The organism is Paenibacillus sp. FSL K6-0108 (assembly GCF_045040695.1).
GTDB lineage: Bacteria > Bacillota > Bacilli > Paenibacillales > Paenibacillaceae > Paenibacillus > Paenibacillus pabuli_B.
In genome coordinates, this window is sequence record NZ_CP150288.1 from 6,804,113 (window position 1) to 6,826,038 (window position 21,926).

Genomic DNA, 21,926 nt, shown 5'->3' on the forward strand with positions numbered 1-21,926 from the left:
TTTGCACCCCTTGTAGTAGCCTTAAGTTAAAACAAACTATTTCAGGAAAACCTAATTTACCCACAGACACAAGTCAAATTTCTGCCGTATTACTCTGGTTATACTCATTTTCTCAGTTTGATTATTGGACTTATCATATAAGTTATAAATCCGTTCATACGAACTATATTCTTCATTTATTTCAAGCAGTTTGTTATAGAATAGTTGCGCATCCTGTATATAATTGGTTCTGAGACAGATATCACCCAATAACTTTATAATATTTATATTTCTTGGATGTTGCTTAAACAACTCTATTAATAAGTCAATAGAAATTTCACTAAAACCATAGGCTGCCAGATGCTCACACACCTTAATCTTGACTTCAACACACCCATGCCATAAATAATCAAGTATAGTCTCCATTACTTCGAACTCTTGTAAACGGATTAGTTGAACCAGCATTCGCTCTAAAATACTTTCCATATAAGTTGTTAAACTTACCTTATCAATTGATCCATTCTGTACAACGCTGGCTAGGAACTTTTTTTCTTTTTCACTTAGATTAAGTAATGGCGAAGCCTTCTTGAATAACACCTCATCTTTGAGAAGAATCGCTAATAAAAGTATATCCACTCCATTTTGCTCTTCTTGCTCATGTAAACCTAACCATAGCTCCCGGGCTTGATTGTAGTTCTTCGCATACTGACTTGCAACAGCCATGACATGATCCTGAACCGTTATCTTATATAAGGTCAGATATCTCTGCAAGAGCGGATGCCTTAGCTGATAAAGTGCTTCTAGTACCTTCTCCATCTGTTTGCTGCTAGTTATTGAGAATAAATGGTTGGCGCTTGTAAATACCTCTTCCTGAGGAAGCCCCGCTTTCTCTACAATTTCAAAATACTTTCCGATCACGGGTAAAAAATCATTTTTCAACTTAATCGCTTCTGTAATATGTCCATATCCCTTTATATATTCATTTCGGGATGTATACCACTCTGCAAGTCTTAAATGTGCGATGTACGTACCATTACCTTCTGTGAATGAAATACCTTGGTCACCAATCTCCAGACATCTGTTCATACAAGCAAATGCATCTTTATAATAACCAATCTCCATATAGAATAGTGCTTGCAAATGAAGCAGATCAACTTCTGCTGGATATACATCCACAGCTTGTTCCAAAACGGTAAGAGCCTCTTCATATCTTTTCAATTCACCAAGACTCCTGCACAACGATGCAACCAATTCTGGAGCAATCGTGAGGTCTTTACTCAATGGATATGCCTTTTTTAAATATTTAATAGCCTTTTCGTGCTCATTCAGCCACATATAGGTTCTCCCCATATTAAAGAAGTTATAGACAGACGGATTTTCCTTAACTTCTACTAGCATGAGCGCAAGATTCCTCTGAGCTTTTTCTCTGCTTTCCATCATCTCGTCAGTATAGCCAGTATGCATAATCGTAAGATTGGCGTATCCCGCTTTTAATTGATCTTCTTTTTCATTCGTGTTCAAATGTTCATGAAGCCGATTCTGATAATAAAGCCCTACTTTATTCTTAAAAATACGGATAGCCAGATGGGTCATTCCCCGATCACCTGACATAAGATTAAATATTCTTGTAAAATAATAGTCTGCGCCGGATTGTAGCTCCTCTGCCAAATTCGTCGTTTGTTCCAAATATTCGTCAGCATCCAGTACAAGAATGTAATCAGTGTGTGCATGTTTTATAGACTCGTTTCTAGCTGCCGAGAAGTCATTAATCCATTCCATTTGAACTATATCTTTTGTGTACTCCCTAGCGATCGAGAGTGTATTATCTGTGGAACCTGTATCAACAATAACAATCTGATCAACTTTATCTTTCACACTATCCAAACAACGTCTAAGAAATTGTTGCTCATTTTTAACAATCATGCATAATCCAATAGTTTTCGACATTTGTTCCCTCTCATTTCGCAATTACGAATTAAATCTATAACTATGTATATCGGTAAAAGTATCTACAATATTTAGAATTCTGGAAGGAATTAGAACAAGCAAATAATTCCTATAAAAGATTGGCTAATAACTGCAAAAAAGCCGTCGAGATAATTCTCGACGGCTCTCCAATATAAGATTAACGAAGTAATTGCAGTACAGCTTGTGGCTGTTGATTTGCTTGCGCCAACATCGCTTGGGAAGCTTGTGCAAGGATGTTGTTTTTCGTTTGGTTCATCATTTCTTTCGCCATATCTACGTCACGAACACGGGATTCTGCAGCAGACAGGTTTTCGGAAGTCGTTCCCAGGTTGTTGATTGTGTGTTCCAAGCGGTTTTGGTTCGCACCCAATTTGGAACGCTCAGCAGATACGGATGCAATTGCTGCATCCAGGGTACCAATCGCAGCGTTCGCGCCTGTTTGACTAGCGATACTTACCGATGCAGCAGCAACGCCCAGAGAACTAGCTCCCATGTTACCAATATTCAAAGTAATACTTTGACCTGTGTTAGCCCCGATATGGAACACTACAGCAGTCGCACCAGCACCATCCAACAACTTCTTAGTATTAAATTCAGTTGTTGTCGAGATACGATCAATTTCAGAAGTCAGTTCTGTCACTTCTTTTTGAAGTTCAACACGGTCAGCATCTGTGTTAGTATCGTTCGCAGATTGAACTGCAAGTTCACGCATACGTTGCAGGATACTGTGCGTTTCGTTCAAGGCACCCTCAGCAGTTTGAATCAAAGAGATACCGTCTTGTGCATTTTTGGAAGCCATGTCCAAACCACGGATTTGTCCGCGCATTTTTTCGGAAATTGCCAAACCTGCTGCATCGTCACCTGCACGGTTGATACGAAGACCGGAAGACAATTTTTCGATAGCTTTGTTTGTGTTAGTTGTGTTTGCATTCAGTTGGCGATGAGTGTTCATCGCAGCGATATTGTGGTTGATAATCATTGAGTGTTTCCTCCCTGAAATAAGTTAGTTCCACATCCTTGTGGTAAACGCCGCGACATTAAGGTCGGCCGCCCTGCCGAAGCAGCGTCTAAATTATATATCGACAGATTGTGAGGAACTGTTTATAGCAAATTGGAATTTTTTTATTTTTTTTTATTTTCCGTTTCACGGAGTAATTCCATAAATGCCTTGACGTTAGGTGCAAGGGGTGTCGCAGACTCGCGGTTTGCCTCCTGGATAGACGCGTAAACCTCCTCACGGAAAATATCGATGTGCTTAGGAGCGGAAATGCCAATCCTCACTGTATCCCCTTCTACGGCCAGTACAGTCACTTCAATATGATCCTGGATGATAATGGACTCTCCTTTTTTGCGTGACAATACCAGCATCTCAAGCCCCACCCTTCACTGAATTTGTATCTTTGGCTGGCCAGATCTGATGACGTGTTGCATATGATGACTGGTGAAGAACCACTTGTTTTCCTGTTCTCTTACTCGGGTTAAGTACCACGGGTGCAAGTAAATTCATCGTGGATCTACTCACTTCTGATTGAATGGTTACGATTGAGTATACGGAAACCTCTTCACTAATCTCTAGTTCAGCACGATCTGCCTCAGGAAGCTCAAAACTATAGTCCGGTGCGAAAACAAAAGGACTTACTAGCAAGAAAGACAAGTCAGGTTCCTTTATAGACTGCAAGTAGATGAAGGGAGTCCCCTCCCATGGAATTAATGCAAATTGAGTCTCTTCATCGAATCCAGGCAAACCTTTCGAAAAGTGATATATATTTTCTTCTCTAACATCAAGTTCTCCCCACATGCTTGTCTGAATATTAATAATAAGCGCCTCCTTGGCGAAGATTTTATACAGAAAGAGCCATAGAAGTCTACAATGAAGACCGTCTATAGCTCTATTATAACTACTACATCCCTATATCTATAGCAGGCGGAGTATATTGAATTGAAGCATACTGCTTCACATAGATATCCAATTTCCCCCGATGGTACTCAATCTCTGGTTTGTTCACGGTAACGTTCATTTCAGAGACAGCCGATTCGAAACGAATATTCGGCGCTCGAGTCTCAATTCGTATATCGACGTTATCCATGGAAGCAGGCGTCCTTATTTCAGGAAAAGGTTTTGATTTCCAGTTAGTACCTACAATGTTGGCAATCGTATTACCCGGTTTATGAATAGCAGCCAATTCATTACCCTGCTCAACACGTTCAGCCATGTTTTCAAGAAATATTTTCTCGATCCCCGAATAGATGCGTGCGTTCATATCAATCATGTTTCCACCCGTATAGGCGGAGAACGCCCTACTCTGATCTACCTCGAATCGGATCGGATGGCTCTCCACGGTCAGCTTCGACGGACGTGTCGTCATTTGAACATCTGCCTTAGGCTGACGAATGGAATACTGACCTAGATCGGCATCAATTTGCAACACAGAAGGTGTTGTATGAATCTGTAGGATAGGGAGAGTTTTCAAAGGATCACCCTTCCTAGTTATCTAAGGAAATCAACCAAAGATTGAGAAATAATTTTGGCACCTGTAGATAACGAAGCATTATAGATATTTTCCTGAATCTTGGATTGGATAGACAACTCGGCAAAATCTGCGTCCTCCACTTTCGATTGCAGGTCGGTCAGATTAACCTCAAGATCACTCAATCTTCCTTGCATGAGATCAACCCTGTTCGTTTTAGCCCCAACCTCAGCACGAATAGCCAAAATTTTATCTGTACGACTGTCAATCGCATCAAGCTGATTAGACAATTCACCCAAGTTTCCGTCTGTAAGAGCTTGGCTAATCGTATTAAAGATAACAAATAAATTGTCTGTTTCTGTAGAGTTTCCAAAAAACTCATTTCCGGTTACGTTAATCGGCATTTGTATGCTCTCACCAACGATGAAGTTGATTTTGCCAGGGTCGGTTATTACCGCAGCTGCATTGGTTGTATCAAATGAACCATCCGCGCTTGCTGGAAAATCATAAGGCTTTTGATCATAGGTTTCGCCATTGAAAATGTATTTCCCATTCAGCTTACTGTTTGAAATATCAACGAGTTGTGCCTTAAGTTGCTTTACCTCTTCGTTAATGCTATCCAGTGCCTCTTGGGGATTAGTTCCGGTAGCTGCCTGCACTGTTAGCTCCCTTAGACGTCCAATGACACTTCCCGTCTGGTCCATCACCGTATCATTAAATTCCAACCATGAAATCGTGCTATCCACGTTTTTTTGATACTGCTCATTGGAAGAAAGTTCAGCACGATAACGAAGAGAGTAAGTTATCCCTACAGGGTCATCAGAAGGTTTATTGATTTTACGGCCTGTTGCCAGTTGAGTTTGTGTATTGTTCATTTGCTGTGCATTGCGATTCAAGTTGAGCACCAACTGTGAGCTAAGCATATTATTTGTAATTCTCATCGTCTTCTATGTCAGTCCCCTCTTATTATCTGCCAACGGTACCAGTAGAATTAATCAATTTATCAAGCAACTGGTCGTAAGTGGTCATAAAACGTGCAGACGCACTGTACGCGTGCTGGAATTTGATCATGTTTGCCATCTCTTCATCCAAGGAAACACCGCTAACCGATTGTCGGCGAGTATCTACTTGTTCTACAAGAAACTCCGAATTAGATGTCTGACGTGCCGCTTCCTGAGATTGGACCCCAAGTTGTCCCACAATGGCACTGAACTGAGCACCAACCGTCGCATTACGCAAACCGTCAGCTGATTTCATCGGCGTATCTTTAAGGTTGGCAAGCAGATTGGCAAGCGTATTATTCCCCTTGATTACGGTCTCTGTTCCCGAGGAATCGATAGTTGTTCTTAAAGATGTTGCAATCTTATTCGGATCAGCGAGAATTGCGGCATTTAATGAGATATTGCCAGCTGTAATTGCTGTTCCACCACCCGAAGCGGTAAAGAATGGAATTCCTGGCGCAGTCGTTCCATCCATGCTATACCCAAGTTGGTGCAGACCGTTCAGACCTTTGACTGTAACCTTCAGATCAGTTGCCAGGGTACGTGCAGCCCCTGTATATGTCACCCCACCCAGAACAGTATTGTCTGGCAGGACTGAGCCTGCTGGAAGGGTGATCTCAATATCACCGTTGGCAAGCGTATTAGCTAAGTCATCCATTTGTTTCTGATAATCACTCACCAAAGTGTCTCGGGACTTGATCATGCCGTGAACCTCGCCGTTGGTGAGCGTGCCTGCTGTATACGCAGCATTCAGAAAAGCAGGATCTACCGCTACTTGTACTGCACCGCCTGTAACGAGTGCCTGACCATTCATCTGAACCTGGTATCCTTGCGGAGAATCTGTAACGGTAATATTCATGATTTTGGAGAGCTTGTCTGACATCAGATCACGCTGGTCACGCAAATCGTTGGCATTGTCACCCAGCGACTCAATTTTCACAATCGCACTATTGAGGTTGGCAATGTTACCAAGGTAACCCTGAATCTCGTTCGCTTTGACCGCAATATTGTTATCCAAATCCTGGCTGAGTGCATCCAGTTGGCGGCTAATCTGATTCATCGCATCTGTCAGAGCAAGTGTTGTCTCTTTTACAATACGACGTGCCGTTACATCCTCCGGATTTTTACTCAGGTCGGACCAGGATTTATAGAAGTTATCCATAACTGTCCGAAATCCGGTATCGGATGGTTCATTTACAATAGCTTCAAGCTTCTCAAGGGTATCTCGCTGAATCGTCCAACTGCCAAAGTTGGTATTTTCATTGCGATATTGATCGTCCAAGAATTTCTCTCGCACACGGGTAATGGAATCGAACTCCACCCCTGTTCCGAGTTGTCCTGGTGTTGTACTGTGTAAAAATGCAAACGGCTCCATAGGAATAGATGCCTGCATGTTTACCTTTTGCCGGGAGTACCCTTCGGTGTTGGCATTTGCCACGTTATGTCCTGTTGTACTAAGCGCTGTCGTCTGCGTGAACAAGCTGCGTTTAGCCGTTTCGATTGAATGAAAAGTAGATGTCACCTTGTTTCCCCCTAATTAATCAGGCACGTGTATCAAAAAGACCGATTCGCCCTGGATTACCGTTCTTATCAGCAGGATGCTGATATGTGGCATCCTGTTCCGGCCGAGAAGCAAATATGTCCATTGAGAGATCAATAAACATCAATGACTGCTCGATCAGTTTTTGATTCAATTGATTAATTTCTTTCAATTCCTGCAATGTTCCCGCTAGCTGTTTCTGGACTTCAAGCAATCGCTGTTTATCAGCCGGATCAAAGATCAGCTTGGAGATCTCTGTGATATTCAGGTTAAGCATCGACTTGATGCCCCGCTCCTGAAGCAGTTCATGAACTGCACTCAATCGTTCGCTCTCAAGTGGCTCCTGCTGTTTCATAAACTTGGATTCCTTATTCATCAGAGAAATGAGTTGGTCCACATCGTTTTTGACAATAACCTGTCTCTTGATCTCGCTGAGTGCCAGCATCTCGCGGTGACTTTGTTCCATTTGCTGCAAAACTGCAATTAATCTGTCCAGTGCTGCCATTACGTGATCACCTATTCCTTATCAAAAGACTTAAAGTATGGCAGTAACTTGTCAGCAAGCTTGCTGCTGTCCACTTGGTAAGTTCCCGAACTTACCTGTTCTTTCAGTTCCTGTATCCGTTGTAAACGTCCTGCATCCTGTGTACGAGCTTGTTCCTCAAGCATCTTCATCGCCTCCGGAGAAATGGATACCTCGTCCTTACGGCGGCTCTTTTTGGCATCAGCCTGCTGATTGGATTCAACGTTCCTCTGATATGAATTGATTGCACCAATTCTATTAGGTTCATTGATTTTCATACGAATTGCACTTCCTTCCACCTTAGGATTTTCACATTATCTTTATGTTCTCGAACGATTAGGATAATAAAAAAAACCGATAATCTTTAATAAGTTTATCGGTACGTTCCAAAACATTTGTTATAGCAAAACTTGTATTTAAGCCCTCATTCCTATGAATCGCGCAGTTTGTCGACAGCATTGTAGGTTCGGCCGCCTATATTGCCGTTATCCTTCTGGCCTACTTCCCGAGCCGCTCCAGCCAAATCTTTCGTCAAACGATTCCGGCAGGAGTCGCACATATGCCCTTCACGAATAAGGGTTCCGCATACTTCACAAGGATACATCATATTGGGGGCGTTTTCGATGGAAATCCGTCCCTCCCGGATGAACTTCGTAATGTTTTTAATTGAAACCTCCGTTGCATCGGATAGTTCCTGTATATTAGTGCCTTTGTTCTCGCGTAGATAATCCACACAAGTCTGGTATTCCAGTTCAATTTCCTTGATACAGTTCGAGCATACATCCCGAAAATTCAACGCATATAATCTGCCACAACGCGGACAATTACCCAGATTCATCGCTAAAACGCCCCTCTCAAACTTCCTCTTCCGAATGGATAATAACTATACATTACCTTATTTTCTCACTTCAAGTCCATAGCCTCTTTGCGAATAAAAAAGGGGTATAGGGTGCATGTATGCGCAACCTATACCCCTGATCTACATCCTTAATTCAATGTTTTGATGCTTAGTACAGAAGTCCATGCACTTATATTTTGGTCATTCAATGCACGAATGCGATATTTATGAAGGCTTGATGGAAGCAAATCGGAATGAATAAAGGTTGTATCATTTATAGTCGCTACGATTTGACCATCCGCTTCAATTTCATAAGTAGAGGCACCAATGACTACATCCCATGTTAATAGAATGCCGGTCCTGTCTGGGTTTCCCTTCACTACAGGGGTGTTCAATTGCGTGGTTCCGCTGATCAAATCACTCCATGTTCCTACTCCGGCGGCATTCTTGGAGCGGATGCGGAAAGTGTGCTCTGTGTTGGCTGCAAGACCACTTTTCGTATAGGCAACGCCAGTAACAGCGACAACTGTACCGTCGATTTCCAGATCGTAACCCGTTGCTCCGGTTACTGCGTTCCATTTCAAGGCAATAGCCGTATTGGTTACGGAGTTTACGGTAAGTCCAGTAACGGAAGCTGGGATTGTGCTTTGTGTCAAAATGGCTGTCCATGCACTTGTGTTGGTGTCGGTTAAAGCACGTACGCGATATTTATGTGCTGTACCTCCGAGCAGACTACTGTGTGTGTACGAAGGTTCGTTCACTGTCGCTACTACCACGCCATCGGCTTCCACCTCATATTTCGTAGCGTCGGTGATTTCTGCCCACGTCAGGTTGATAGCCGTTTCTTCGGATGCTGCTTTCAACACTGGAGTGTTTAGTTGCGTTGTCCCACTAATCAAATCACTCCATGTCCCTACTCCTGCGGCATTCTTGGGGCGAATGCGGAAGGTGTGATCTGTATTGGCTGCGAGACCACTCTTCGTATAGGCAGCGCCAGTAACAGCGATAACTGTACCGTCGATTTCCAGATCGTAACCCGTTGCTCCGGTTACTGCGTTCCATTTCAATGCTATTGCTGCATTCGTTACCGAGTTAACAGTCAATCCGGTAACTGAAGCTGGGATTGTACTTTGCGTCAAAATAGCTGTCCACGCACTTGTATTGGTGTCGGTCAAAGCACGTACACGATATTTATGTGCTGTTCCTGCAAGCAAGCTGTTGTGCTTATACGATGGTTCGTTCACTTTCGCCACTACCACGCCATCAGCTTCTACTTCATATTTCGTAGCGTCGGTGATTTCTGCCCACGTCAGGTTGATAGCCGTTTCTTCGGATGCTGCTTTTAACACTGGAGTGTTTAGTTGGGTTGTCCCACTAATCAAATCACTCCATGTCCCTACTCCTGCGGCATTCTTGGAACGGATGCGGAAGGTGTGATCTGTATTGGCTGCAAGACCACTCTTCGTGTAGGCAGCGCCTGTAACAGCGACGATTGTACCGTCGATCTCCAGATCGTATCCAGTAGCTCCGGTTACTGCGTTCCATTTCAAGGCAATAGCAGTATTGGTTACGGAGTTTACGGTAAGTCCAGTAACGGAAGCTGGGATTGTACTTTGCGTCAAAATAGCTGTCCATGCACTCGTATTGGTGTCTGTCAGAGCACGCACACGATATTTATGTGCTGTTCCTGCAAGTAAGCTGCTATGTGTGTACGAAGGTTCGTTCACTGTCGCCACTGCCACGCCATCGGCTTCCACCTCATATTTCGTAGCGTCGGTGATTTCTGCCCATGTCAGCTTGATAGCCGTTTCTTCGGATGCTGCTTTTAACACCGGAGTGTTTAGTTGGGTTGTCCCACTAATCAAATCACTCCATGTTCCTATTCCCGCGGCATTCTTGGAACGAATGCGGAAGGTGTGGTCTGTGTTTGCTGTAAGACCACTCTTCGTGTAGGCAGCCCCAGTAACAGCGATAACTGTTCCGTCGATTTCCAGATCGTAACCCGTTGCTCCGGTTACTGCGTTCCATTTCAAGGCAATAGCCGTATTGGTTACCGAGTTAACAGTCAATCCGGTAACGGAAGCTGGGATTGTGCTTTGCGTCAAAATAGCTGTCCACGCACTTGTATTGGTGTCTGTCAAAGCACGTACGCGATATTTATGTGCTGTTCCTGCCAGCAAGCTGCTGTGCATGTACGATAGTTCGTTCACTGTCGCTACTACCACGCCATCGGCTTCCACCTCATATTTCGTAGCGTCGGTGATTTCTGGCCACGTCAGGTTAATAGCCGTTTCCTCCGATGTCGCTTTCAACACTGGGGTGTTCAATTGCGTAGTTCCGCTAATAAAATCACTCCATGTTCCTACACCTGCGGCATTCTTGGAACGGATACGGAAGGTGTGATCTGTATTTGCTGCGAGACCACTCTTCGTGTAGGCAGCACCAGTAACAGCGACAACTGTGCCGTCGATTTCCAGATCGTAACCCGTTGCTCCGGTTACTGCGTTCCATTTCAAAGCTATTGCTGCATTTGTTACCGAGTTAATAGTCAGTCCGCTGACGGAAGCTGGGATTGTGCTTTGTGTCAAAATGGCTGTCCATGCACTTGTATTGGTGTCTGTCAGAGCACGTACACGATATTTATGTGCTGTTCCTGCAAGCAAGCTGCTATGTGTGTACGAAGGTTGGTTCACTGTCGCTACTACCACGCCATCAGCTTCTACTTCATATTTCGTAGCGTCGGTGATTTCTGGCCACGTCAGGTTAATAGCCGTTTCTTCCGACGTCGCTTTCAATACAGGAGTGCTCAATTGCGTGGTTCCGCTAATCACATCACTCCATGTTCCTACACCTGCGGCATTCTTGGAACGAATGCGGAAGGTGTGGTCTGTGTTTGCTGTAAGACCACTCTTCGTGTAGGCAGCGCCAGTAACAGCGACAACTGTACCGTCGATTTCCAGATCGTAACCCGTTGCTCCGGTTACTGCGTTCCATTTCAAGGCAATAGCCGTATTGGTTACGGAGTTTATGGTAAGTCCAGTAACGGAAGCTGGGATTGTGCTTTGTGTCAAAATAGCTGTCCACGCACTTGTATTGGTGTCGGTCAAAGCACGTACGCGATATTTATGTGCTGTCCCTGCGAGCAGACTGATGTGCGTATATGAAGGTTCGCTCACCGTCCCCACTACCACGCCATCGGCTTCTACTTCATATTTCGTAGCGCCGGCGATTTCTGCCCACGTCAGATTAATAGCCGTTTCTTCCGACGTCGCTTTCAATACAGGAGTGTTCAATTGCGTAGTTCCGCTAATCACATCACTCCACGTCCCTACTCCCGCGGCATTCTTGGAGCGGATGCGGAAAGTATGCTCTGTGTTGGCTGTAAGACCACTCTTCGTGTAGGCAGCGCCGGTGACAGCGACAACTGTGCCGTCAATTTCCAAATCGTATCCGGTAGCTCCAGTTACAGTTGTCCATTTTAACGCTATAGCCGTATTGGTTACAGAATTCACTGTTAATCCTGCAACAGAACCTGGTAACGTATTTTGAGTCAGTACGGCTGTCCACGCACTTGTATTGGTATCTGTCAAAGCACGCACACGATATTTATGAGCAGTAGCTGGTGCAAGTCCGGTATGCGTAAATGTCGGATCTACAACATTACCAACAATTACGCCATCGGCCTCCACTTCATATGAGGTAGCACCGTCAATGGAAGGCCAAACGAGGACAATTTCTTCCTGCGAAGGGCTTGATTTCAGTACGGGTGTACTCAATTGAGTAGACACGGTTAACAGATCAGACCAACTGCCTGCCCCGCCTGTATTTTTAGGTCTTAACCGGAAAGTATGTTCTGTATTAGGAATGAGTCCTGTTTTGCTATATGTGGTACCCGTCACAGCGACGATGTTACCGTCAATCTCCAAATCGTAACCTGTTGCACCTTTTACAGCGGTCCAGGATAGAGCAACTTTATTAAATGTTGCTTCTGTTACTTTCAAACCACTGACGGAGTCCGGAACGACCAGTTGCGTTATAGTTTTACTCCAATCGCTCTCATTGTTGGAAGACAGAGCTTTTAGCGTATACGTATGACTTGAATTTGCCGCGAGACCCTCATGCTCATAAGAGGTCACATTGCCAAGCTCAATAGGCGCTTCATCATCAATCTTTAATTGGTAATGATCAGCCTGATCAACCGCATTCCATTGGATAATATTTTTACCTTCCTGGGAGCTTGCCGAAATCACCGGCTGTTGGAGCAAAGTTTTGATCTCATACAAAGGGCTCCAATCACTAGTGCCTATTTGATTTAGAGCACGTACTCTATAGGAATACAACGTATCAGGCAACAATGCATCACTACCAAAAGTTGTTCCATAGTAAGGCCCCTTAATGATTCCATTCTCCTCAACTTCATATTGCACAGCCTGCTGCGCATGCTGCCATTTCAAGTTAACTGTACTTTCACTTTGTTTTGCTGTGATCCCAGCTGGAATCGCTGGCATGTTGTCAATCGTCACCGGGTCCACCAACTGTTTGGTAAAAGAGGCCGGTTCCGCTTTACGTGTATAATATGGGTTCAGTTCAGAATAGAAGTCCACGACCTCCCCCGTATCCGCATTAACAACCAAACTTAACTGCCTAACATCATAATTGTATACATCAACCGGTGTAAGCTGACCGAGAACATTATAGTTGGAGATCGTCCACTGCCCTACTTCCATGCCGGATTGTCTGTACGTCATCTCAGTGAAGTTCTCACGAACCTTACTTAGATCAATAAGAAATGCATTGTCGATCTGTCCACTATACTTGGATGTATACGATCCGAAGCTTATATTCGTAATATCACTGGTGAATCCCAAGATGGACTGCCTTCTTGTAAAAGAGTAACCTGTCGTTGAAATGTTGTAGGATCTAACCCAACTGAGATCAACATCTTTCTGGTTTACCTGTAATTTACCGTTGTTATTCGTCATTACATATTGATAATCATTACTTGATGAAACAATACTATTACTCGTTGCAGCATCTGCACGGTTCCCCCCGTACACGCCAAACTGCCCGAATACCAGCATCAGCACCAGTAAACGGACGGTCCATAAGTAAAACCCATTTTTTCTTTTTCCTGCAACCACCGTTGTTCTCCCCTTCAAAAGAAATGTTGTGCCACTCCCTGTGCTGTCACCTTTGGTGAACGGCAGAACTATCTATTCTACATGGCAGAACATATTCCTCTTTTTAACATGTAAAAATATTCTTGTCTAATTCACATTCATAATCTCGTCAAACAACCAATATATAATCATATGCATGTATATCAAAACCCGCAAAATTGATAACGCTATACATACAAGAACGTATGTTCTCTTTTCAATATAAAAGTGTTAATACATATCACCATGTGACATGCGTGTAATAGTCATTTAGATAGCCATCTATTAAGTGAATATACAAATATCCAGGTCAGGATCTGGCCAAAGTCAGCGTGTAGATTTCAATTGGAATGTTCATAGAGTATCCTGCGTTTAAGATTACCTGTCCACAGGCATCCAAGGTGCTACCGGTTGTGTAGATATCATCGATCATTAGCAAGCGTAAGGGAGAAGCCTGCCAGCCCTGTGTTGTTGATGAGATATGTGAAGAGACTCCTTTTCCAATGGCGTATGAATTTGTTGCTGGCTGTGAATGCATGTCCTTATGCCTGAATTGTGCGTTGGCTTGATAGAGATCAAGCATCAACTCCAGTCCATCTGGCTGCATTGCAAAAGCATCCTGCATCGTCTGAATGCGCTCGCCGCGTGTTTTGAAGCTTTGTTTGGTGGTGTTGATCCGCCGCTGCAGCAGATCAACAACTGGTAGGCGAACGGCTGCGGCGAGTCCTGCTGCGAGCCGCTCGGCCTGGTTGAAGCCGCGCTCGGCAAGGCGTTCGTTGCTGACGGGGACGTAGGTCACCGCGTCTGGCCGCCATCGCGGCTTATTGTTTTGGAGCAGCGGCTGGCGGTGGTGCGGCGCTGCATCGGGATGAGCCACCGGGGCGGGGGTTTCTTTTGCCAACACAGGGTTGAGTTCTTCATTCATTGCTTGAAATGCTTGAATCATAAGAGCTGTTAACAGCGGCGCATAGCGCTCGTGTCCTCTAAATTTGTACATTCCAATCCATTCCTTCATTAGAGCGTTATACTGGACGGCGCTGCGGTTGAAGATGAAAGAACGGTTTTGCATGTGTGGGCGAACGCAGTCCGGGCAGCCGATCCCCCGACCACAGCGCAGACAGCGAATGGAACGAATCCATGGAATTTGCTGCACACAACGCGGACAGATGGCGGGGTAAATCGGAGACAATATTGCTCGGGTACCACAGGTCAGACAAGTCGCTCCGGGTGGGGCGAGCAAACTATGCAGGCGATGGGTGAGTTGGTGCAAGTGGTCCGTGATGCTAGTTAGCCAGTTCGACATTGAATTGTTACCTCCCTTAGTATCTACTAATTTGTTGGCGGGTGAAGGTAGCCTTTGCGGCGGGCGATGGTGTTCATTTTTTGGATCTGGGCCACTGCTTTTACCTGGGAACGTGTACGCCGGGATGATGCAAAGACGACCCTTCCTGCCGGATCATCCATGGACCGACCTGCTCTACCCGCCATCTGTACCAGAGAAGCTTCGTCGAAGAGACCATTATCGGCATCCAGAATAAATACATCGCTGCGCGGAATGGTGACGCCCCGCTCCAAGATAGTGGTGGTTACGAGCAGATGTATGGTCCGTTCGCGAAAAGCAATAACTTTACTCGCACGATCAGGATCTTGGGATGATGTTCCTTCGATATGGATTTGCGGAAACATGCGACGCATGAGATTTACAAATGCCTCAATCTGAGCGATTCGTGTCACAAATACAAACACCTGGGCTTCTCGTTGCAAGGAAGTCTGAATACTCTTTTTTAGTGTGGGGGGCAGATCTCGCTTCCGAATACACTCGGCGACAGTAGGCATTTTCAGTAAACGCGGCACGGGTAAAGGATAGCGGTGGAAGCGTACCGGAACTCTGGCGTAAGTGAGTTTCCCTTGTGCCGCTTCCCGCTGCAGCCTGGCTGGTGGCGTAGCGGACAGATAAACAAAATGACCATCAGGCTTGCATGAAGATGCAGCTGCATGAGCGAGCATGGGATCATTGTGGTAGGGAAATGCGTCGAGTTCGTCAATAATGACCAGATCGAATGCCTGGTAAAAACGCATCAGTTGGTGTGTGGTCGCGAGTGTAAGCTGTGCGTCTTTCCAACGCTCGGTGCTGCCTCCATATAGCGTAGCGAGTGAGATGCCAGGGAATGCCTTTGCCAGGCGAGGAGCCAGCTCCAGTACGACATCCCGGCGCGGCGTAGCAACAAGCGCTCGTCCACTACGCTCCAATATGTATTGGAGCAGCGGGAAAATCATTTCGGTTTTGCCGGCCCCGGTCACGGCCCAGAGCAAAAACCGCCCCGGCCCATCCCCTGCGGATGGCCGGGCCAAAAACGCCAGCGCCGCGGCAGCCGCCGCGCTCTGCGCAGGGCTAAGCCCCCACCGGGCAAGTCCGCCCTTGGTGGGGGCAACGGCCGAGCCACGCGATGCTTCGCCGCGTCGTGGCTCGGCCACAGGCGCTGCACTGCGCAGCAGCAGCGCGCAGGCACGGCTGCGCCCCAGCGCGAGGCAGGCCTCGCAGTAGGCGCACGCCGCTAGGCCGCAGGCAGCGCAGGGCACGCGCTGCCCGGCAAAGCTGCCGCATCGGCGGCAGCGGGGCGCGCTGTGCGCGCGGCCAAGCCACGGGAGGCGTTGCCGCCGCGTGGCAGGCCCTTCCAGGGCGGCTGCTATGCTCAGCCGCCCACGCAGGTGCGCGAGCTGCGCAGCCGCTCGCCACACCGAGGCAAGCTGCGGCGCCGTGTCCGCCAGCAGCGCCTCTGCCTCGGCCGCCAGCAATTGGCGGCCGCAAAGCCGCTCAGCCAGCAGGGCTGCGCCCCGCTCCAGCTGAGCCCACTCCCCGGCGGGATACGACTCTGGCATCCCACCCACCTCTGCTTCTCTCTCAGTAGTCATCCCCGCTTTGCCCGCCATCTCTACCCTAGCCTCCAGTTCCCCGGAGGCCCGCTCGTACTCTTCCAGTTTGCGCTGCATATACACCTGCCAATGCTCCTCTGCCCACTGATCCATCCCTCGCTCCATCTCAAAATTCTCTATCATCCACGTGGCCTGACTTAAAGGTAACTCCCAGCATAGTAGTAACCATCGATACACCCGCTGTCCACTCACCCCCTCAATCCACCACGCCACATCCACTCGAATATCCAGTGAAAGCACCATCTTCCACTCTTCTCTCAATCGGCACACATATAAGCCAACCTTCATTTTGCTCTCCTCCCTTAATGCTAGCTGTCCCGAAACGCAAAAAAGCACATGCCTACCGACTATTCGTCGGAGCATGTGCTTCATGTCCATATCTCATTCAGTTCAATATCTACTCGTATTATCACTATATCAATAGTGGAACCTTCCCACAAGTTCTACTAACAACAACATCTCTTTTTATTTCTATTGCTCTACTCTTTCAATCTAAATTTGCATCGGTTATGTAAAACGCATTTCTTATGCTTTTATTCTGAATCTAGTTTGTACCACCTTGTTTAAGTCGGCTAAGAAACATTCTATTATATCGGTTTATGATTTCATCCAATATCTCGGATTGCTTAATCACTAAAGGATGCTGTAATCCGTAAACTGCTACTAGCTCGTATAGACTCTTCCTTTCACGTTCCAGATCATCTTCGTTATCATTCGCAGAATATCTCATAGAAATCTCACCTCTATGAATAGTTTAACCTTTTATGTAAAAACATAGGTTTCTGCAAAAAATACAAAAAACACAACTCTGTTGTATTTGAACAACAAAATTGTGCCCTGCAATGTTTACCATCCGCCTTCGCCATGTGAATCTGTCGTTGTTACGATTGGAGTTGGCGCTGTAGGTTCTACCTCTTCTGCAAATGATGTTGTACTCACGGGTACACCAAGCAACAAAACTATCACAAGGATTGCAGTCAGAATTACTGTTTTTTTCTTCATTTTTTCTTCCGAACCTCTCTTAGAATTGTAGTATATTGATGAAGCTCGTCTCCCGTTGCCAGATGCCGAACTGTATCAAATGCACAGATGCATCTAAGCATGCATCTTTCATTTTTTATATTAGCTGAGATTGCCAAACTATTTAAAACATATTGAATCCCAGCATGAGCACGATCTGTATCTAAGTAATAATCTCCTACATCAGCCAGAAAATGAACAAAACGATCCCCCATTATCTGATCCGTATAGGATCCTATCGTTACTCGTTCTTGTATATAGGAGGTTATTGTGTCCTGAAATCGCTCCAACACATGATCAACGTTCAAGTTATATGTTAGTGCTGATTTCATAATTTTGAATAATCCACGCAGTATCTCGTTTTCTTTGGTAGCCAGATATTCAACATATTCATCCAGGATATGAACTTCTCCCGACACAAGTTGGTACAGATATTTATTCGCTTTTGCCCATTCACGAAATTGACTCTTCGTTTTCTCCGCTGCGGTATCATTCTCTTTGATCCAATCATGGTTTTCATAGCAGGATACATGGTACAGCGCCTGCTGGTAGTCATCTTTCTCTTCTGCAATGGATCCGAGAATAAGGTGGGCATACAGAATGTAACCAAATAACGGTTTAGCCGGCTCATTATAACTCTTACCCATTCGGATTCGTTTATGTTTTATCTCATATTGAATGCGTGCGAGTCTGCCCATTTCCTCTGCAACCTTGCTCGCCTTGTCCCATCGTCTTAATGAAAGAAATGTATTTGTCAGATCCTTCAACGCATCCAGTTGGTCCACCTCATTAAGTCTTGCGACAAAGGGTTCAAATTGTACAGCACATTCCAGATTATTGTGTTGATCATCACTAATAGATAATTTAAAAATCCGATACTGACAAATGGCCAATCTTTCCGCATGTTGATATCGTTCTGCCTCACAAACTTTCCTATATATAATCAAAGCGCTTACCGCTCTGCCTTCACTATTCAATAATTCTGCAAACTCAAATAGTGGTTTAATATAAGCCACATTCTCCATCATCATATCTACCGTCCGCTCAAAACAATCATTTTTTCCAAGTTCTGAGCAACGCATCATAAACGGACGAAGCCGTCTCCAATTAATTGAAGAATCATTGAACAATTCATCCACATACTGGTCGTAGAAGTACCCTTCATCAAGCCCCATATGTTCAGTGATTATATCCAGAATTTTAACGGAAAAGGGTTGGGAACCATGAATGACTCTACTTAAAGTTCCAGAATTAATACCTGATTTCTCTGCAAAATGATAGATCAGAATCTTGTTTTCATTGATATAACTTAAAAATTCCGAACGGATTGTCTTATGCAATAGCTCCATGTAAAGATACCCCCTTCCGAAAAATCCATTTCCAATTCATAAATACAGTATTTAGTGAATTATAGGATTTATTAAACCCATGGTCAATACAGGTATACGATCATTCCTGATCACACAATTTGATGCTGTCTTCTCCACTCGACGGCCCTTTTTAGCCATTCAATAATTACCGTTAATCTTTCTTTGATCATGCGAAACTTTTTCCAATCTGCTTCGTCTATACTTTTAACTTAAGAGTTCTGATTTCAAAAAGGTTTGTTCGGTAATCCCAATAAGGCTCCAAAAGTGGCAATAACCATAGATTGCATAAAAACCCATATTTAATTTAACAGCAAGCTTGGCTACAATGACAAAAAAAGACTACAGCATAAGCTGTAATCTTTAATCTCGAATATGATGAAATCCAATCTTATTTGGGCAAGCTGGCATGACTTCATTGAAAGTGCATTCTGACTGATGACACGCTTTAGCCAGTCTGTCTCAGCAGCTTGCACGATGAATGAGCCCAACTGCTGCAAAAAAGCATCTACTGCTTTGGCTCACGTAAATCGATAAGGCGAATAGAATGATTCCCACTCTGGTTCCCCTGTTCCATATCGGTAGGGACAGCAGACAAGTAAGATAACTCCATTCCTTGCCTAAGCATAAGCTTTTCAATAATACGAACCGTTTCGGCTTCCGTACGATCAGCGACAACTGTCAATGTGAAGCTCTTTCCACGGTAAAACAATTCCCGGCAAAGCGCTCTTACAATACCTTCAATCCGCTGCTCCTGATTGGAAGGAATGAGCATAATTTGCTCGTAGCCTTCGGGGTCCGGACGGGAAAGATGGCGCTGGTGCATGGCATGAACGGCCATTGCCGCCAGGAAGTATATGAGCAGAATCATAGTCAGATGAGCAACCATGGCAACTGCACCTCCTCGGAAGGTCATGCTCACCCATGGCGAACATCCCTGTATACAGCAGTATATGCTGCATTCCCCGAAGGGTTACACTTGCAAATCCCAAACGTTCATATCCCATTCTGATCGACACCGGACGAAGAAGACAGGCCAGGTCGTTCACTCATTCATGCCGAAGCTTAAACATAAGTTCACCTAACTTCGCACTTTGCTCATTTGCAGTAATAAAGTCCATCAACCCGCTAACCAGTCCAACATTGTGGAATGGGCGCGAGTAAACAGAATCCTATAATGGCTAAAATCAATTGCATCTAAATACAATCGTATATTAAAGGGTAACCCAACCATATTTGATCGAGTTGATAACCGCTTGCGTACGATCGTCCACTTCCATCTTCTGCAGAATACTGCTGACATGGTTTTTTACTGTTTTCTCACTGATGAACAGGAACTCACCAATCATTTTATTGCTCTTACCTTCAGCCATCAAACGCAAAACTTCAGCCTCACGACGAGTAAGCGGATTATTGTCACCAGCGACAAATTTAACGCCTGCTTCCTTCGAAGCTCCCTCGCTCATTGCCCCTGTCTCATTAAGGTAAGTCATCCGACGCAACTGCATGATCAGTTTGCCCGTTACTTTAGGGTGGATGAATGCATGCCCTTCATGAACGGAACGAATCGCATTGATCAGAGACTCGGCCTCCATATCTTTCAGCAGGTAGCCATTCGCACCTTTACGCAGCGTCTCAAACACATAACTCTCATCATCATGAATAGACAAGATAATCACCTTGACGTCCGGGAAAAGCTCACGTAATTTCTCTGTCGCTTCAACCCCGTTTTCCACCGGCATGTTGATGTCCATCAATACGATGTCCGGTTTATCCTGATTACAGAATTCGAGCACCTGAATTCCATCACCGCATTCGCCGATGACCTCAATGTCGTCCTCCATATTTAAAATGCGTTTCAAACCTTCACGGAACAGCTGATGATCATCAGCCAAAAGAACTTTAATCGATGTCTTGCCAGTATCACGGTTTTCCATCCTGCTACTCCTTTCCCTTATCCACGTTTGTCGGGATATGAATCACTATTTTGGTTCCTTGATTTTCCGCGGATTCGATCTCTATTCTTCCTTCTAACAGTTCAACCCGCTCTCTCATCCCAATCAGACCGAAGTGGGAATGATCCTTGCTCTTCTTTGCAAGAAGCTCCGGTTTGAACCCAAGCCCATTGTCCTGCACGACAATTTTGACCAACTGAGCCTGGTATGTAATTTCCACCACAACATAAGTGGGATAAGCATGCTTTGCAGCATTGGACAGACCTTCCTGCACTAGGCGGTAGATCGCAGCCTCCATTGCCGAAGACAAACGGTGTTCCTTGCCTCTCGTTTCAAAAAGCGAGCGGATTTTTGTTTTTTCTTCAAAATCCTGCACGTACTTCCGAAGCGTTGGAATCAATCCCAGGTCATCCAGTGCCATAGGACGCAAATTGAAAATAACTTTTCTCATTTCTCCAAGACTCGAACGAACCTGGCCTTTCAAATCTACTATTTCGGCCTGGACCATCTTAAAATCCTGCTTTATGAGCATTCTTTCTACAATTTCCGTCCTAAGTACTAGATTTGCGAGCATCTGCGCAGGTCCGTCATGAATCTCACGGGCAATACGCTTCCGCTCTTCTTCCTGGGCCAAAATTATTTTCAAACCAATCATTTGTCGATTTTTGGCGGATTCAATGATGCGGGTCACTTGACCCAGCTCACCCGACAGATACTCCAGTACAACCCCCATCTGGGAACCGATCGTTTCGGCGCGCTCCACAGAAGCTTCCACATTTTTGGCACGCTTCTGCAGATCATCCCGACGGGCTTTCAGATACATTTCCTTCTCACGGTAAATCATCAGATCCAGCTGTAACTGCGTCGCTTTCTCATACGCCTGCTTGATATCATGCTCGGAATAACGGACAAAGTCGCGGCTAACCTCAGTTAGCCGGATCCTGGAACGGCGGTAGTTCAGCTCCAATTGATCTACTTTCTCGATCGTTTCCGCCGTCTCCTTCAGAACCGACTTCAATTCCTCGTTCAGCGTTTTCAGCTCATTCCGAGTCGAGTCCATAATCTCAAACATTTGATATTTACTGTTTTCCATGACTTGTATGGCGTTTTTTATGACGCGGTCTATGGCATCGGCTTGTAAATCCACGTTTGTTCGACTCCATTTCTATCGTTT

At 45.2% G+C, this 21,926-nt stretch carries 20 protein-coding genes; 1 reads left to right on the forward strand and 19 read right to left on the reverse strand.

Going from position 1 to position 21,926, the window contains the following annotated elements; all coding sequences use genetic code 11:
* Window positions 1–51: 51 nt before the first annotated feature.
* From MHB49_RS31015 to MHB49_RS31070, 12 genes are all read right to left on the reverse strand, one after another.
* A complete protein-coding gene (locus MHB49_RS31015; protein ID WP_405154139.1) occupies window positions 52–1,926 on the reverse strand; it encodes a glycosyltransferase in 1,875 nt (624 codons plus the stop codon).
* Between the two features lie 178 nt (window positions 1,927–2,104).
* On the reverse strand, window positions 2,105–2,926 hold the full coding sequence (gene hag / locus MHB49_RS31020; protein WP_405154140.1) for a flagellin Hag: 822 nt from the start codon (window positions 2,924–2,926) through the stop codon (window positions 2,105–2,107).
* A 143-nt stretch (window positions 2,927–3,069) separates the two neighbouring features.
* Window positions 3,070–3,315: a carbon storage regulator CsrA gene (csrA, locus tag MHB49_RS31025; RefSeq protein WP_405154141.1), complete on the reverse strand. Its 246-nt coding sequence runs from the start codon at window positions 3,313–3,315 to the stop codon at window positions 3,070–3,072.
* A 1-nt stretch (window position 3,316) separates the two neighbouring features.
* Window positions 3,317–3,745, reverse strand: a complete 429-nt coding sequence (fliW, locus tag MHB49_RS31030) for a flagellar assembly protein FliW (protein WP_405154142.1) — start codon at window positions 3,743–3,745, stop codon at window positions 3,317–3,319.
* A 103-nt stretch (window positions 3,746–3,848) separates the two neighbouring features.
* Complete coding sequence (locus MHB49_RS31035; RefSeq protein WP_379384292.1) at window positions 3,849–4,418, reverse strand: DUF6470 family protein; 570 nt, start codon at window positions 4,416–4,418, stop codon at window positions 3,849–3,851.
* 17 nt (window positions 4,419–4,435) lie between these two features.
* On the reverse strand, window positions 4,436–5,356 hold the full coding sequence (gene flgL / locus MHB49_RS31040; RefSeq protein ID WP_405154143.1) for a flagellar hook-associated protein FlgL: 921 nt from the start codon (window positions 5,354–5,356) through the stop codon (window positions 4,436–4,438).
* Between the two features lie 25 nt (window positions 5,357–5,381).
* Window positions 5,382–6,938: a flagellar hook-associated protein FlgK gene (gene flgK / locus MHB49_RS31045; RefSeq protein ID WP_405154144.1), complete on the reverse strand. Its 1,557-nt coding sequence runs from the start codon at window positions 6,936–6,938 to the stop codon at window positions 5,382–5,384.
* Window positions 6,939–6,957: 19 nt separating this feature from the next.
* Window positions 6,958–7,461: a flagellar protein FlgN gene (locus tag MHB49_RS31050; protein ID WP_405154145.1), complete on the reverse strand. Its 504-nt coding sequence runs from the start codon at window positions 7,459–7,461 to the stop codon at window positions 6,958–6,960.
* Window positions 7,462–7,472: 11 nt separating this feature from the next.
* Window positions 7,473–7,757: a flagellar biosynthesis anti-sigma factor FlgM gene (gene flgM / locus MHB49_RS31055; protein ID WP_405154146.1), complete on the reverse strand. Its 285-nt coding sequence runs from the start codon at window positions 7,755–7,757 to the stop codon at window positions 7,473–7,475.
* A gap of 152 nt (window positions 7,758–7,909) precedes the next feature.
* A complete protein-coding gene (locus MHB49_RS31060) occupies window positions 7,910–8,317 on the reverse strand; it encodes a TIGR03826 family flagellar region protein (RefSeq protein WP_405154147.1) in 408 nt (135 codons plus the stop codon).
* A 149-nt stretch (window positions 8,318–8,466) separates the two neighbouring features.
* Window positions 8,467–13,458, reverse strand: a complete 4,992-nt coding sequence (locus tag MHB49_RS31065; RefSeq protein WP_405154148.1) for a fibronectin type III domain-containing protein — start codon at window positions 13,456–13,458, stop codon at window positions 8,467–8,469.
* Between the two features lie 328 nt (window positions 13,459–13,786).
* Window positions 13,787–14,545 (reverse strand): ComF family protein, encoded by a 759-nt coding sequence (locus MHB49_RS31070; protein WP_405154149.1) that lies wholly within the window; start codon window positions 14,543–14,545, stop codon window positions 13,787–13,789.
* Between MHB49_RS31070 and MHB49_RS31075 the strand changes: the two genes are divergently transcribed.
* The gene (locus MHB49_RS31075; RefSeq protein ID WP_405154150.1) at window positions 14,546–14,767 is read left to right on the forward strand and encodes a hypothetical protein; all 222 of its coding nucleotides are present in this window, start codon (window positions 14,546–14,548) and stop codon (window positions 14,765–14,767) included. It abuts the gene before it with no gap.
* A 38-nt stretch (window positions 14,768–14,805) separates the two neighbouring features.
* Here the strand turns inward: MHB49_RS31075 and MHB49_RS31080 are convergent, their stop codons facing one another.
* The 7 genes from MHB49_RS31080 to MHB49_RS31110 all read right to left on the reverse strand — a co-directional run bounded on the left by MHB49_RS31080 (window position 14,806) and on the right by MHB49_RS31110 (window position 21,899).
* Complete coding sequence (locus MHB49_RS31080) at window positions 14,806–16,698, reverse strand: helicase-related protein (protein ID WP_405154151.1); 1,893 nt, start codon at window positions 16,696–16,698, stop codon at window positions 14,806–14,808.
* Between the two features lie 256 nt (window positions 16,699–16,954).
* The gene (locus MHB49_RS31085) at window positions 16,955–17,140 is read right to left on the reverse strand and encodes an aspartyl-phosphate phosphatase Spo0E family protein (protein WP_247899596.1); all 186 of its coding nucleotides are present in this window, start codon (window positions 17,138–17,140) and stop codon (window positions 16,955–16,957) included.
* A 116-nt stretch (window positions 17,141–17,256) separates the two neighbouring features.
* Window positions 17,257–17,412: a hypothetical protein gene (locus MHB49_RS31090; protein WP_247899597.1), complete on the reverse strand. Its 156-nt coding sequence runs from the start codon at window positions 17,410–17,412 to the stop codon at window positions 17,257–17,259.
* Window positions 17,409–18,779, reverse strand: a complete 1,371-nt coding sequence (locus MHB49_RS31095) for an XRE family transcriptional regulator (RefSeq protein ID WP_405154152.1) — start codon at window positions 18,777–18,779, stop codon at window positions 17,409–17,411. Before MHB49_RS31095 ends, MHB49_RS31090 begins: the two co-directional genes overlap by 4 nt.
* Before the next feature lie 526 nt (window positions 18,780–19,305).
* Window positions 19,306–19,686, reverse strand: coding sequence for a hypothetical protein (locus MHB49_RS31100; protein ID WP_405154153.1), 381 nt, complete (start codon window positions 19,684–19,686; stop codon window positions 19,306–19,308).
* A 325-nt stretch (window positions 19,687–20,011) separates the two neighbouring features.
* On the reverse strand, window positions 20,012–20,734 hold the full coding sequence (locus MHB49_RS31105; protein WP_063567747.1) for a response regulator transcription factor: 723 nt from the start codon (window positions 20,732–20,734) through the stop codon (window positions 20,012–20,014).
* A gap of 4 nt (window positions 20,735–20,738) precedes the next feature.
* Window positions 20,739–21,899, reverse strand: coding sequence for a sensor histidine kinase (locus tag MHB49_RS31110; RefSeq protein ID WP_062321763.1), 1,161 nt, complete (start codon window positions 21,897–21,899; stop codon window positions 20,739–20,741).
* Between the last annotated feature and the right edge of the window lie 27 nt (window positions 21,900–21,926).